Below are 15,170 nucleotides of genomic sequence, written 5' to 3' on the forward strand. Positions count from 1 at the left end.
TTCCAGGTCAGAGGATATTCTTTTCCGTTTTCACCAAATACTGCTGCCACTATCTTTCTTTCCGGATCAATGCACTCTGGAAGAGCTACCTCCAGGCGAATCGGAGCCTTCATAGACAGTCTGTTTCTCTCTCCGTCTTCCTTTTCCAGGAACAACTGCGTTCCAAAGCTATAGCAGTGCTCTGCATCTACTTTTACGCCGCCAAGCTTCTCCGGAACTACCGGTTTTTTATCCGGCTCTTCTGCATTGGAATCCGTTGCCTTTGCTGCCGGAGCATCTTCTTCTGTATCTGCATTTGACGCAGTGGCCTTGCGATTCTCCACGAAGTCTGCATTAGACGGTGTTGCTTCCTCGTCCTCAGACAGAATCCACTCATCCTCGTCTACAATGTCTGCATCCTCCTCATCGAGAATCTCTGCATTAGACGGTGTTGCTGTCGGTCTGTCTTCTTCCTCAGCCTCGCCAATCACCAGAACTGCTCTGGAAGGACCTTCTGCCTCAGACGGCAGAATACTTAAAGCCATACCCTGAGCTTCTGCTGGACTCAGCTCTGCGGCATCCTCAGATATCTCTTCTGCCTCCTCCACTGCATACTCAGTTCCTGCGAATGCTTCCTGATACAGCTCAGAAACAGCCAGAACATCATCCATCATGTAGCGAATCAGCTTATCATTGTCTGTATCCGCAATTTCTTCTACTGCAAGCTTCACAGCCTCTCTGGCCTCTTCAGAATCTGTTCCATTTTCTTCTGCTGCCTTCAGAGCATTCCTTATGGTGATTTTCAGATCCTGAATCTCCTGCGGAAGCTCTGCAGACGCCGGGCTGCCTAAGGATACATATGCCTGAAGCTCTGCTCCTGCATCTGTATCTGCAGTTACAACCAGGGCATTATTTGCCTCTTCCTCGTCAATCTGAAGCAGTCCATTTTCATCTACTGTGGTACCCTCTGCCAGTTCCTGTTCTGTTCCAGATACAGACCAGGATGTTTCCTGGATTCCCATACCATAATCACGAACCTCAAACTGCTGGCTCTCACCATTTTCCAGACGAACAGCTGCCGGATAAACAGACGCCTGCAGCTGAAGCTCTGCCATGGAGGAGGCGCCGTTGGTTCCCTTCATCTGGAAGGTTAAAACTACACTTCCATCTTCCTTCTGTTCACAGGATACATTTTCATCCAGCTTTTCTTCAGAGGCAATCGGCTTGCGAATAGTAATCTGGATGGTTCCCTGGTTTTTCATAGTCGGATCAGAAACTGCTACGGTCAGCAGGCCTGTCTCTGACTCCTGAAGCATCACAGATGCTGCGCTGCTGCTGGTTACATCATTTACCGATCCGCCGTTTTTATTCCAGAAATTAATGCCTGTTATATTCAGACCCTTATGGTATACAGCCTGCGCATCTTTATTATTGGCTAAAACAGCAATCTCCGGCGCTGCCGCATAGGCTTCTGTTTCTCCCGCGTCAGTTTCCGGCAGAAGAACATAGCTGTAGGATGCTCCAGTGGGATTTTCCCCATGGTCAAACCACATTTCCAGATAATTTTCCGTGCTTTCTCCATCAAAGGTTCCAATATCGCGCCAGCTTCCGGTTGTCTTTGCCCGACGTACCTGAATCTCTGTATTTTCCTCCGGGAAATAATAACCGGTTCCTGCAGATTCCGTTCCCTCTACATGAGCCCAGCGAATGTCCTCACAGGCAACGCCTGATACATCCACGCTGCGGTCTGCCAGCTCCTTAACATTTGCCTCTTTTACAGGAAGATCCATTTCCTGTCCGTCAACCAGGAATCCATTGTTTCCATCCTGATCCAGCTTCCGGTTGTCAATGGTTGTTTCTACCGGAACGTTCATGTTCTTATTGTTAATATCCGCACCCAGACAGACAATCTCATCATCAAACATAAACCAGGACTTCTTGCCGTTTAACTCTGGAGCATAGGTTGTCGATGCATCTCCCTCTGCGCCTTTGATCTTTCCGCTGAATGCCATACCGCTGATACCGTAATTTCCGATGCTGCTTCCGCCTACCCAGCTTTCTGTAGACAGGAAGTCGCCCTTCTGAATAAATCCAGAGCTGTCCGGTGCGCCATTATCAATCTTCATAGCTGCAACCGTTGTTCCCGGAAGACGCAGCGGGTTCACGGTATTCCAGAAATTCTCTGTATACATGTCATCGCGATCATAGATATAGGTCATACCATCATTCTGATGCCATCCAAACCTGTTTTCATCATTCATAATCTCCGTATTCTGTGTACGCTCGGAGAACATGGAAACTGCAAATAAATAATCATCCATTCTGTGGAAAGCTCGATCCATCAGAGGATAGGACTTATGTACCGGTGCCACATAGCCTTCGATTGAAGAGTCTTCCAGAATTTCTCTTGCCTTCTTCTTAATTGCCATATTCTCTGCGCCCTGAAGAGAATCAATAAATCCCTCGTCCTCTTCCAGCCAGGATTTCAGCATAGGAAGAGTCGTTGCTCTTGCTTCTGCGCTAAGAGAATCTACCATCTGAAGAATGCAGATCATAGCCTCCCGGCCAGCTGCCCGGTTGCTTCCTCCAGGTCTGGCTACAGAACGGCCCTTCAGGCAGTCTAACATCATTCCCCGGTATATTCCGTTTCCAAAGCCTTCTACAATATAATATTCCAGATTCTTCTGAACCTCTTCCGGATACTGCCACGGAGTTCCGCCAATCAGAGACGGGATCTTTACTCCGCCCTTCATGAATTCAACGCCATAGGAACCCAGATAAGCAAGACGTCCATGATCCATATAGGAGCCGTCTGGATAGAAGCCGCTCTTAAAGCCTTCCTCTGCCAGCTTCGTACTGTCCTCTACCTGCTGAATTACAAAGGTCTGAGAAGAGGCCATCATTCCCAGATAAACAAGCTCATTATCTTCTCTTAAAGCGCCCAAACCAACTGCCGTTGTGGAACAGTCGATGATGTTGGCGCCCTGAGCTGCTCGATATCCCTTTACATGGGTGCTTGCTGTGTTGATTGCGCCCTCCCAGTAAGGATCCGGCTGGAAGAAATACAGCGCCTCTGTATATTTCATAATCTGTTCTTCCGACAGTTCGTCATAAATCAGAATCAGAGCCGGAATCAGATCCTTTGGCATTCCGATTTCCCAGGTCCACCAGTTATCGGTCTGGCTCTTGGGAACATAACAACGGGTACACATATAATCCAGAATATGAATAATATCTTTCAGCATGTCCTGATTATGGTACAGCTTTCCGCCTTCTGACGCATAAGCCTTACACATAGACAGAACCTTCTGGAATGCAGGACGGAATTCCACTGCGTCGTCCTCGTAAGGAACATCCGGATTCTCTTTTCCTCCTCCAATGTCCCCTTTCCACGGAACATCCTCACAGGTTTCCTGTCCCTTATAGGCATAGGCATTCCAATACCCCTCTGCCTCTGCATTGATGATATCCAGGATCTCCTGTCCGCCATCCTCTTCTGTCAGATTTGTTCCAATCAGAGACTCCTTCCAGGCTGTACGGATCTTTGCATAGTCCTCCGGCCCTGCTTCTGGAAGATTTGCCGGATCCTCATGCAGAACCTTCACCTTCCACTGCTTGCTCTTGCCGCTTTCATCCGCTGCAACAACAACCATCTCACCTTTATTCTTGGCATTCAGGATGGCTCCGTCCTGTACTCCGGTTACGGAAAGCAGATGATCCGCTGTCGCATCTCCAGCCTTACGAGTGCCATCCGTCTCTCCTTCCTTCAGCTCTCTTTTCTTCTTGGATGAGCCTACATTACGAAGATAGGTTCCATCATATTTCAGAAATTTTGTGCTCCAGGTAACATTTCCTGTTAATTCCTCAGGTGTTTCCAGTTTCACCTCATCCCCTCTTACCAGAGTGATGGTCTCTCCTGTTACCACATCAATCTTCTTTAACTGAACTTCTACAGAAACCGGACTGCTCATTTTTGCCGTATCCAGCTTCATTGTCACAGTTCCCCCATCTGTGGTAACCTCTGCTGCTCCTAAAGAGCCGAGTTCCTTTGCAGACTCTGCATCAAGAGCTGCTGACAGGGTAATCTGTGAAGATGCGCCTGACTCTGGCTTTGCCACAGTAATCAATGCCTTGCCAGCTGCGCCGTCCTTCTCAATTACTACAGATGCCGCTTCATTTAAAGCAACCTCTGCCACTTTTCCTTTCAGATTCACCTCGCCGTCTGTCCACTTATTAACAGCCAGAGTCCCCTCAGATTCATTTTCAGCAGCCTGAATAGCTCCCGTATTCTCCAGAACTCTGTTTTCTGTTTCTGCCGGCGCATTATTGGCAAAATCACCCTGTTTTTTTCCAGCTCCCAGAGTGTACTGATAACCGCCGTTTACCGGCAGCGTCCACAGCTCAAACTGTTTTACCTCGCCGGTTCCCTCTGTTGGGAAACGATAAAACACCTTAGAGTTGGTAATAGTATCGCCAAATACATAGCTCCATTCCAGTGACTTTTGTGAATCCTCAATGCCGGAAGCTGTAAGCCAGTTTCTCGCATGGCTTCCCTTAGTTGCAGTATCTACAATTTTTTTCCAGCTGTATTTCTCATTGGTATCAACCGATGCCTTCAAAATATTCCGATAGCCGTTCGCCGGGTTCGTCAGTCCGGCATAGGTTGTTTTTTCTACTGTCACGTTGTCTACAACATTAATAATCTTGTCTGTCGTATCTCCCGTATTGGCAATGTCTGCACCAAGGCAAAGAATCTCATTGTCAAAGAAAAACCATGACTTCACACCGGACAGTTCACCGCTCATCTGCATGCCTGCTGCTCCCCCGTCTGCATCCATGCTGTTTAGTACATTTGCGGCAGTCATATCTGCCTTTCGGGCGCTGTTATCTCCCTCAAGAAACATCGTCGCCCCCGGAATCATGGCCTTATCTGCCGTATTCCACTCCTTTTCTCCTCGAACCTTGTTTTTGAACACCATTTCTCCGTCAGAAAGATTCAGTTCCGCCTGATAACTTTCTGTTTCCACAGTGTTCTTCACGTTCGGCATGCCTTCTTCTGTCGGAGCCGCCGGTACTGTCAGGATATTTCCTGCCGTCATGGCTGCTACCAGCGCTGCGCTGATACCCCTGCGCATTTTTTGCTTCAAATACATCATGCACCTTCTCCTTTTTGGATTTCCACTTGCTTTTTCTGAACTACTCCCCAGGTATACTCCCCCCTTACCCCCAGTTTTTGTCCCAAAAGCACCTTATTGTGACAATTATAGTTTATCAGTAATGCCGAACTTACAAAATTGATTATTTTCTGATTTACCTCGCCTTTTTTCAGGCGAATTTTTCCATTTCTAATCGTAATATATATTTATCCGATATTTTTGTATTATTTTCATTATTCCTTGCTATTCAAGCATTATATAATAGAAAAAGAATATTTCTCGCTGTTTAATTTTTCCGCTCCAGTTTCACAACTGTCTCCACGTGCGTAGAATGCCCAAACATATCGCAGCACCGCACCTTCTCCACCTGGTATCCCCTCTCTCCCAGATATTTCACATCTCTGGCCAGGGTCGCGGAATCACAGCTTACATACACAACCCGCTTCGGCCCCATTTTTACAATGGTATCCAGACAGACGGTATCACAGCCCTTCCGCGGCGGATCCACCACAATCACATCGGCATATACCTGATGCTTCTCATATTGTTCCGGAAGTACCTCTTCTGCCTTTCCCACAAAGAAGCTTACATTATCCATACCGTTCAGTCGGGCATTGGCGCGGGCATCCTCGATGGCCTGAGGTACGATTTCCACGCCATAGACCTGTTTTGCCTTCTGGGCCAGGAACAGGGAAATCGTTCCGATTCCGCAGTACAGATCCCAAACAGTTTCCTTTCCCGTCAGCTCTGCATATTCCAAAGCTGTACTGTACAGTTTTTCTGTCTGCACCGGATTTACCTGGTAAAAAGACAGCGGAGAGATTCTGTATTTCACATTTCCAATATAGTCCGTAATGTATCCTGGCCCAAAAAGATTCACGATCCTGCTGCCCATAATTACATTTGTCTTCTCTCGGTTGATACTGACAGAAATGCTTGTTACAGCCGTTCCGTCTCCAAACAGCCCTCTCAGCCGCTCTACAAGCACGTCCGCTTCTGTCAGGGCTTTCACCTCTCCGTTCAGCACCAGGCACACCATCAGCTCTCCAGTCCGAAATCCCTTCCGAATTAAAACATGACGAACCAGTCCCCTGTGATTCGCTTCATCATAGGGCTCAATTTTATACTGCTCCATGTGTTCACGGATACACTGAAGAATTGTGCTGTTTTCCCTTACTCCCAAAAGGCAGTCCTCTGTCTCTATAATAGAATGGGTCCGACCGGCATAAAATCCGGCAATAATCCGGCCGTCCCGGCTTCTTCCAAAGGGAAACTGTGCCTTATTGCGGTAACGCCAGGGATTCTCCATTCCCATAATCGGATAAACAGAGATCGCACCGGATTCAATGCTTTCTTCCTTCCGCAATGCATTGGTAGTTCCATCCTCTTCATTCCGCAGGCTGCCTTCCTCATCTCTGAAAATCAGATGTTCCAGACCTCCGATTCGCCGCAGATTGCTGCAGACCTTATTTTCTTTAAAGCGCAGCTGTTCCTGATAATCCATAGCCTGAATCTGACATCCGCCGCACTGACGGGCCACTGGACAAAGAGGGGCTGTTCTCTTGTCGGAAGGCTCCAGCACCTGCAGCAGCCGGGCGAAGCCGTAAGATTTTTTTACTTTCATTGCCTTAGCCTCCACCCGATCACCAATGACAGCATCCTTAATAAACCAGGTAAACCCATCTGTTTTCCCGATTCCTTCCCCACTGTCGCTCATATCCTCAATTATTGTCTGAAATACATCATTTTTCTTCCAATCCATAGCTTCTCCCTGTCTTTATATGAATTTCTTAACATTTGCTCCCAAAAAAGTTATAATTTCTTCCCAAATTTTGGAAATACTTTAGAATCTTCTCAAACTTTAGACACATTTTTTCGGTATGATATAACCATGATGCAGGACGGAACAGAACGACAGCTTAGGATCTGCATCATAATAATGAACAAAGAAGGTTCGTTATTCGCTTATATAAAAGGCCTGGCGGCAAACAGCGCGCAACCGTTGCCGGGTCGCCCAACAACAAGTCGTTTCGCCGATGTGATTCCCCTTTCCGCGGCTGAAACGTTTACATATAAACCATACAACATACGTATACCTCCTGAAGAGGGCTGCCAGAAGTTCCGGATACCGGACTTTCTGGCAGCCCTTTTCGATGCAGCTTCGCTTGTTTTCTGTGCTTTCGTCTCTTCTCTGCAGCTTCGCCTCTTCCCTAGTGCTCCGTCTGCGCTCTGCTGCTTTGCCTCCTCCCTCCAGATTTCTGGCTCAGCGGCTCTTTCCGCCTTCCCCATCTGAGGTTTTTCTGATATTGGTTTCCAGCAGGCGATTATATCCCAGCCATCCCTGATTATCTCCCGCATTCTGCAGTACCTCAATCATAGTTTCCATTTTTGCATCTGCATTATCTGCAAAATTCAAGGCCAGCGCTTCCAGAATTGCCGGTTTTTTCGGAGAACCATATTCCAGCTCTCCATGATGGGCCAGGATACAATGCTTTAATTCTGAAGCCAGCTTAGGCGGAAAGCCGGGAATTTCGCGAATGTGATCACTGATCATCTCTGTACCGATAATAATATGGCCCAGCAGCTGTCCGTCATCTGTATAATCATTTTCCGGAAATGTAGACAATTCCTTCGTCTTTCCAATATCATGGAACAAAGCCGCTGTCAACAGCAAATCCCGGTTCAGCATAGGATAAGCTTCTGCAAAATAACTGCACATCTTTGCCACGCTCAGCGTATGCTCCAGAAGTCCTCCTACAAAGCCGTGATGAACGCTCTTTGCCGCACTGTGGAACCGGAATGCCTTTGCAAAATCCGGATCCCCAAAATAACTCTCCAGAAGCTTCCGCAGATATGGATTTTTCACCGATGCCACAATTCCCAGAAGTTCTGTGTACATTTTTCCAATGTCCTTGGAAGAAACCGGCAAATAATCTGACGGAATATATTCTCCCTCGTCGGCCTTGCGGATCCGCTTAACATTCAGCTGATTAGAACCCATAAACATCGTAACATCTGCATCTACACAGACATAATCCATAGCCTCAAAATTGCCGATTCCCGGAGAACCCAGATCCCAGATTTTGGCATCTACTGTTCCTGTCTTATCCTGAAGAATCAGATTTCCGTATTCCTTCCCTGCCTTTGTCAGCGCAATCTGCTTTGTTTTACAAAGATAAACCTCCGAAATGCGCATTCCTTCCCTTAAACTGTCAAGATATTTCATAATTGTCCTCTTTCTATATTCGTAACTGTTCTATGTTTCATAATGCTTCTGCCACTCTGTGCAGCGCCGGACTTTCTGACTCTTATCTGGCCCCAACCGTCACCTGAAATTCCAGCTGTGTAAATTCGTCTCTGCCATTGCGGGCCACAGTCACATGAATCACCTGTCCGCATTCCAGATTTTCTACAATTCCCTGAAATTCCTTCATATTTGTTGTGTCATGACCATCTATATGAGTAATCACATCCCCATTTTGAATGCCTGCACTGTAGGCGGGACTGTCCGCCACTGCATGAATGACATAAATTCCTCTCGGACGCCCGCTTTCTGCCAATGCCTCTGATACCGGCTGTCCTACAATTCCAAAATACGGTATTCCAAGACCATTGGTCAGCTTTTCCAGAATTCCCTTATAATCAGAGATCCCCATAACCGCAGCTGCTTTCCGCTCTCTTGTCCCATCCCCCTCTGTCTGAGGCTCCAGCGCCCATCCTACCAGCTCTCCTGCTGTATTAAACAGAAAGGTTCCGCTGCGGGTATCTGTCATAATGTCCGCATATAACAGACGGCAATGCTGATCCGTAACCTGGACATTTTTCTGGACATAAGAAACCGTACCATAATCTATGGAATGAATCATCCCAGCCGGTCCTCCTGCCGCAATCAGCAGCTCGCCCTCCCTGAGCATATAGGAATTGCCCAGAGGAAGAACCTGAATAGAGTCTAAAACCGACGGCTCCATTGCTTCCGTCGAAACGCTGACAATAGCCAGACCTGCCACACTGTCCTTTTGCTTCATCTTTCCGTCTACATCACTCACACCAGAAAAGGAAACCTTGATGGAATCGGCCTGCTCCACAGCCGCTTCCGGCGTTAAAATCAAAAGTTCCTGACCGGTTTTTGCAATAACAGCGCCTGCATAGAGACCAGAGGTCTCCACAGGATTATCAAACCAGTCCGTTTTCTGCTGTACAGAATGAACCACAGCGATACCCTTATCTATCTTCTGGGCCTGAACTCTCATGCTTCCTATAATAGAATTCAAGTCCTCTATCGTATAGTGATAATTTTCAATAACAGACTGAACCTGGTCCTCGATGGGCTCGCTTTCTGTCTCAGGCTCGGTCTGTACTGTCTCTGCGGCAGATGTGTCCGCAGGCTCATCCTTGGGAATGGAAATCGGAGGCTCCGTAGCCGGTTCCTCTCCAAAAACACGGTCTGCCATCGGCACAGTCACTGCAAAGCTCACCGCCGCCACGGCTCCAAATACGGCAGCTGCCAGAACAAGAACCACACCCCGTTCTGCCATCTGCCGTCTGGTTCTTGCAGGACGAACCACCTTTTCACTGATAAACCGCCGGTTTTCCTTCTTTTCCTGTTCCCTTCCCGGATCACGTATTTCAGGCATATTAAAACCTCCTTACTTCGCGTCCTCCCTTTTCGTCAGACTTCCCCCTTCTGACGTTTTCCCGTTTTACCTAATTAGTTCCATTATACGTTTGTTAAGGCAAATGTGCAAGAAAAAGTTCACTGTGCCGGGAAATCGTGTTATAATCGTAAAGGAACCAGGGCCTCCGGCCAGATCCAATCAAGAAATCAGGAATGAGGAAATATATGAATCAAAAAGCATTAAAAACTTTGGAATACCATAAGATCATCAGTCAGCTTACCGAGTATGCCGGTTCAGCTCCCGGAAAGCTGTTATGTAAAAATCTGATGCCTGCCACAGACTACGAAGCCATTGTGCAGGCCCAGACCGAAACTACCGATGCCGTTTCCCGAATCCGCTTAAAGGGCAGCCTGTCCTTTTCCGGCGTCCGTGATATCCGCGACTCGCTGAAACGTCTGGAAATCGGCAGCGCCCTCAGCATTCTCGAGCTTTTGTCTGTCAGCTCTCTTCTGACAGCCGCAGCCCGGGCCCGGGCCTATGGCCGTCACGAAGAATCCGAGGAATTTCCCGATGACTCCTTAGACGGTATGTTTCGGACGCTGGAGCCCTTAACCCCTGTCAACACAGAGATTAAGCGGTGCATTCTCTCAGAAGATGAGGTAAGCGATGACGCCAGCCCAGGACTTCGCCAGGTTCGCCGTTCCATGCGAGGCATCAATGACCGGATTCACACTCAGCTGAACAGCATTCTCAACTCCAGCCGCACCTATCTGCAGGATGCAGTGATTACCATGCGGGACGGAAGATACTGTCTTCCGGTTAAGTCCGAATACAAGAGTCAGGTCAACGGCATGGTACATGATCAGTCTGCCACAGGATCTACCCTTTTTATCGAGCCCATGGCAGTGATCCAGTTAAATAATGAGCTGCGTACCCTGGAAATCCAGGAACAAAAGGAAATTGAGGCTGTTCTGGCTTCCCTGAGCAACGAACTGGCGCCCTATACCGAAGTACTGGCTCTGGATCTGGAGCTTCTCACACAGCTCGACTTTATTTTTGCAAAAGCAGCTCTTTCCCGCCATTACAAATGCAGTCAGCCCCATTTTAACACCCAGGGGCGTATCCACATTAAGGACGGCCGCCATCCCCTTCTGGATCCGCAGAAGGTAGTGCCCATTACTCTGTGGCTGGGAAATGATTTCGATCAGCTGATTGTAACAGGTCCCAACACCGGCGGTAAGACGGTTTCCTTAAAAACAGTCGGCCTTTTTACCCTTATGGGACAGGCAGGTCTTCATATTCCAGCCTTTGACGGCTCTGAGCTGTCTGTTTTTGAAGAAGTATTTGCAGACATTGGCGATGAGCAGAGCATTGAACAGAGCCTCAGTACCTTCTCTGCCCATATGACAAATATTGTCCATATTCTGGGAAAGGCAGACAGCCGCTCTCTTTGTCTCTTTGACGAGCTCTGTGCCGGTACAGATCCAACCGAAGGCGCCGCCCTGGCCATTTCCATTCTGACCTTCCTGCACAATATGAAGTGCCGCACCATGGCTACTACCCATTACAGCGAGCTGAAGGTCTATGCGCTCAGCACCTCAGGAGTAGAAAATGCCTGCTGCGAATTTGATGTTGCTACTCTGCGCCCCACCTACCGGCTTCTCATTGGAATTCCGGGAAAGAGCAACGCTTTCGCTATTTCCAAAAAGCTGGGACTGCCGGACTATATTATCGACGATGCCAAAAATCATCTGGAGGCGGAGGACGAAACCTTCGAGGATATTATCAGCCATCTGGAAGAAAGCCGTGTTACCATCGAAAAGGAGCGGGAGGAAATTCAGAGCTACAAAGCTGAGATCGCCCGCCTGAAATCCAGCCTGGAGAAAAAGGAAGAACGCTTCGATGAACGCCGGGACAAAATCATCCGCTCTGCTAACGAAGAGGCCCAGCGCATTCTCCGCGAAGCCAAGGAGACAGCAGACCGCACCATTAAAAATATCAATAAGCTGGCCTCCTCCTCTGGTGTGGATACCAAGGCGCTGGAGCAGGAGCGCACCAAGCTTCGGGATAATTTAAAGAAGGTAGACAGCAAGCTTTCCCTCAGACAGGAAAGCAAGCCTCATAAGGCCATCAATCCCAAGAGCCTGCGGTTAGGCGACGGAGTCCGGGTTCTGTCCATGAACCTAAAGGGTACAGTCAGCTCCCTTCCAGATGCCCAGGGCAATCTGTTTGTACAGATGGGAATTCTCCGTTCACGGGTCAACTTAAACGATCTGGAGCTTCTTCCGGATAACTCTGTCAGCGGTCCTGGTCTGGAAAACCGTCGGAAAGGCACCTCAAGCAGCGGAATCAAAATTTCCAAATCTGCTTCTGTCTCTCCGGAAATCAACCTGCTGGGTCTGACTGTAGATGAGGCGATTCCGCAGCTGGATAAATATCTGGATGATGCCTATATTGCCCATCTTCCTCAGGTTCGGGTGGTTCACGGGAAAGGAACCGGAGCTCTTCGTGCCGGCATACACAAGCATTTACGAAAGGTCAAAATTGTAAAAGAATTCCACCTTGGAGAATTCGGAGAGGGCGATGCAGGCGTTACGATTGTTGTTTTTAAATAACTGTTGAAAAACTGTATATTGAACATGGAGGGTCACAACAAATGGCTGAAAAACAGCGGATTTTAATCGTAGATGACGATGAGAATATTGCGGAACTGATTTCTCTTTATCTTATGAAGGAATGCTACGAAACGAAGATTGTCAATGACGGAGAAGCAGCGTTGAAAATATTCCCGGATTTCCGTCCCAATCTGATTCTTCTGGATCTGATGCTGCCGGGAATTGACGGCTATCAGGTTTGCCGGGAACTGAGAACCATTTCTCAGGTGCCGATTATTATGCTTTCTGCAAAGGGCGAGATTTTTGATAAGGTTCTGGGACTGGAGCTGGGAGCAGATGATTATATGATCAAGCCCTTTGATTCCAAGGAGCTGGTTGCACGGGTAAAGGCTGTCCTGCGGCGATATCAGGCCGTTCCGGCTCCGTCTGTTCCAACAGAAAGCCACCAGGGCAAATACGTGGAATATCCGGATCTGGTTGTCAATCTGACGAACTACTCTGTTACTTACCGGGGACGTTCCGTGGAAATGCCCCCCAAGGAGCTGGAGCTTCTTTATTTTCTGGCGTCCTCTCCCAACCAGGTATTTACCAGAGAACAGCTTCTGGATCACATCTGGGGCTATGAATACATCGGAGACACCCGCACGGTAGATGTACACATTAAACGGCTGCGGGAAAAAATCAAGGATCACGCAGACTGGGCTTTAACTACGGTCTGGGGAATTGGCTACAAGTTCGAAGTAAAACGTTAAAAGGAGCTGCGCTCCGGCGGTAACATTTGAAATTACCACCGGAGCTGCAGCTCCTTTTTCCTGTTTCAGGATTTTATTTCCCTGATTCTTATTTTAAAGTTTTTATTTTGCCTCTGCCAGAGCATTGGTTACTGCTTCCATAATACCGTTACTGGTATTGGTTGCGCCAGATACTGCATCTACTTCTGCGCTCTGAGTCTTAATAATGTCAGCAACAACGCTCTTCTCTGCTGCTTCATAAATACCCTCAGTCTCGCCGTGCTCCTTCAGGGTAACAGATACGATATTTCCGCCCTCTACGGTTACTTCAACAGTAATATCTCCGTTGTTGCCCTTGCCGGTTCCCTCGTAAACGCCGTCTTTATAGCTGCCCTGAACCTCCGGAGCTGCAGCTGCCTCGCCGCCGTCTGCGGTAATCTCAGCCTCAGTATGACCGCCGTTAGCTTCTACATAAGCCTCTGCACCGGTACCTGCAATACGGCCAAATACAACGATATCAGTTACTGCATTTCCGCCCAGACGGTTTGCACCGTGTACGCCGCCAGTAACCTCACCAGCTGCGAACAGACCAGGAATTGCGCTTCCATCTGCCTTCAGAACCTCACATGCTGTGTTAATCTTAACACCGCCCATGGTGTGGTGAATAGCCGGTGCACACAGAGCTGCATAATACTTCGGCTGATCCAGCGGCAGTTCCATGCTCTCACGGCCAAACTCGTCATCCTTGCCTGCTGCCTGATATCCCGCATAAGCCTTCAGAGTCTCTGCCAGAGCTGCGCCATCTACGCCAATCTCCTCGCCCAGTGCTTCCGGAGTATCTGCCTCTGCTACAATGCCCTTCTTAATATAAGACTCAATCGCTGCCAGACTCTCTCTTACTGCCTGATCAAATACCAGGTAGCACTGACCGTCTGTCTGCTCCAGAATTGCTGCAGATACTACATCACGAGTCTCCAGCTCGTTTACAAAACGCTTTCCTTCTTTATTAACCAGAATCGCACCGTTTCCGCGCACACCCTCAGTATACATGGTCTGGGTCTCCGGATTTACAGTAGGATGGGTCTGAATCTGCTCCATATCTACGAACTCTGCGCCCAGCTCCTTTGCCATGGTAATGCCGTCGCCGGTTGCACCTGCATGGTTGGTGGTACCAAAGCCAGCCAGATCCGGCTTGTACTCTTCTACCATCTCTGCATTCGCGCCAAAACCGCCGGTTGCCAGAATTACTGCGGTACAGTCAATGGTCATTTCCTTGCCGTCTTTATCTGCAGCAACAACGCCGCATACAGCGCCTTCGTCATTTACCAGAATCTGCTTTGCGGTAGTTTCCAGAAGAACTGGAATGTTCAGTTCTGCCATCTTATTGTTCAGAGCCTTTACTAACATAGGTCCTACTGCAGAGGTATCGGTAGGACGATGAATACGCTTTACGCTCGCTCCGCCGAACATGCCTACAACGCTTAAATCGCCGCCAATCTCATTTACCCAGTCTACTGCTGCTGCAGAATTCTCTGCCATAACAGTAACCAGCTCCTTATTGTTTAACTCCTTGCCGCCCTTCATGGTATCTTCTACAAACAGATCAACAGAATCCTCGATTCCCTCTGCTTCCTGATACTTGGTTGCACAGGCATTCAGTCCGCCGGTAGAACGGGTTGTATTGCCTCCGGTAATCGGCATTTTCTCCAGAACAACTACATCCGTTGCTCCATCCTGCACTGCCTGAATCGCTGCAGTCATACCAGCTCCGCCGGCTCCGATTACTACGATATCTGCCTGCTGGCTCTCGCCTGCCGGTTCCGTTTCTTCTGCTGCAGTTGTCTCTGCCTCGGTAGTTGCTGCTTCTGTAGTGGCTGCTTCTGTTGCTGCAGTTGTTGTGTCGGCAGTTTTGCCGCCGCATGCTGCCAGGGACAGAACCATAGCTGCTGCCATCACTGCGGAAACCAGTTTCTTACCTGATTTTCTCATAATCTTTCTTTCCTCCCAAATGAAATACGTCTTTAACGCATGGATACGGCTCCAGCTTATCATATCGTTAATTTCATGTCAATT

General features: G+C 48.4%; 7 protein-coding genes. 2 read left to right on the plus strand and 5 right to left on the minus strand.

The window, feature by feature from the left end; all coding sequences use genetic code 11:
- From ACESON_RS14710 to ACESON_RS14725, 4 genes are all read right to left on the minus strand, one after another.
- A partial coding sequence (locus ACESON_RS14710; protein ID WP_373110670.1) for a polysaccharide lyase family 8 super-sandwich domain-containing protein occupies window positions 1-5,135 on the minus strand: 5,135 nt, incomplete at its 3' end.
- A gap of 286 nt (window positions 5,136-5,421) precedes the next feature.
- Window positions 5,422-6,897, minus strand: coding sequence for a 23S rRNA (uracil(1939)-C(5))-methyltransferase RlmD (rlmD, locus tag ACESON_RS14715; protein WP_373110671.1), 1,476 nt, complete (start codon window positions 6,895-6,897; stop codon window positions 5,422-5,424).
- A 501-nt stretch (window positions 6,898-7,398) separates the two neighbouring features.
- Complete coding sequence (locus tag ACESON_RS14720) at window positions 7,399-8,361, minus strand: 3'-5' exoribonuclease YhaM family protein (protein ID WP_373110673.1); 963 nt, start codon at window positions 8,359-8,361, stop codon at window positions 7,399-7,401.
- A gap of 82 nt (window positions 8,362-8,443) precedes the next feature.
- Window positions 8,444-9,769: a trypsin-like peptidase domain-containing protein gene (locus ACESON_RS14725; protein WP_373110675.1), complete on the minus strand. Its 1,326-nt coding sequence runs from the start codon at window positions 9,767-9,769 to the stop codon at window positions 8,444-8,446.
- A 206-nt stretch (window positions 9,770-9,975) separates the two neighbouring features.
- On the opposite strand from ACESON_RS14725, the gene ACESON_RS14730 reads away from it, so the two are divergent.
- Window positions 9,976-12,366 carry an endonuclease MutS2 gene (locus ACESON_RS14730; protein WP_373110676.1) on the plus strand — a complete coding sequence of 797 codons (2,391 nt, stop codon included), beginning with the start codon at window positions 9,976-9,978 and terminating at the stop codon, window positions 12,364-12,366.
- Window positions 12,367-12,407: 41 nt separating this feature from the next.
- A complete protein-coding gene (locus ACESON_RS14735) occupies window positions 12,408-13,118 on the plus strand; it encodes a response regulator (RefSeq protein WP_177958669.1) in 711 nt (236 codons plus the stop codon).
- A 102-nt stretch (window positions 13,119-13,220) separates the two neighbouring features.
- Here the strand turns inward: ACESON_RS14735 and ACESON_RS14740 are convergent, their stop codons facing one another.
- Window positions 13,221-15,086, minus strand: a complete 1,866-nt coding sequence (locus ACESON_RS14740; protein ID WP_373110678.1) for a flavocytochrome c — start codon at window positions 15,084-15,086, stop codon at window positions 13,221-13,223.
- Between the last annotated feature and the right edge of the window lie 84 nt (window positions 15,087-15,170).

Origin of the sequence: Lachnoclostridium sp. Marseille-P6806, assembly GCF_964238185.1 — a bacterium.
GTDB lineage: Bacteria > Bacillota > Clostridia > Lachnospirales > Lachnospiraceae > Brotaphodocola.

Excerpts from the sequence above, each read along its gene's own strand:
- rlmD (WP_373110671.1), bottom strand. The coding sequence starts at position 6,897 with ATGGATTGGAAGAAAAATGATGTATTTCAGACAATAATTGAGGATATG.
- ACESON_RS14720 (WP_373110673.1), bottom strand. The coding sequence starts at position 8,361 with ATGAAATATCTTGACAGTTTAAGGGAAGGAATGCGCATTTCGGAGGTT.
- ACESON_RS14725 (WP_373110675.1), bottom strand. The coding sequence starts at position 9,769 with ATGCCTGAAATACGTGATCCGGGAAGGGAACAGGAAAAGAAGGAAAAC.
- ACESON_RS14730 (WP_373110676.1), top strand. The coding sequence starts at position 9,976 with ATGAATCAAAAAGCATTAAAAACTTTGGAATACCATAAGATCATCAGT.
- ACESON_RS14735 (WP_177958669.1), top strand. The coding sequence starts at position 12,408 with ATGGCTGAAAAACAGCGGATTTTAATCGTAGATGACGATGAGAATATT.
- ACESON_RS14740 (WP_373110678.1), bottom strand. The coding sequence starts at position 15,086 with ATGAGAAAATCAGGTAAGAAACTGGTTTCCGCAGTGATGGCAGCAGCT.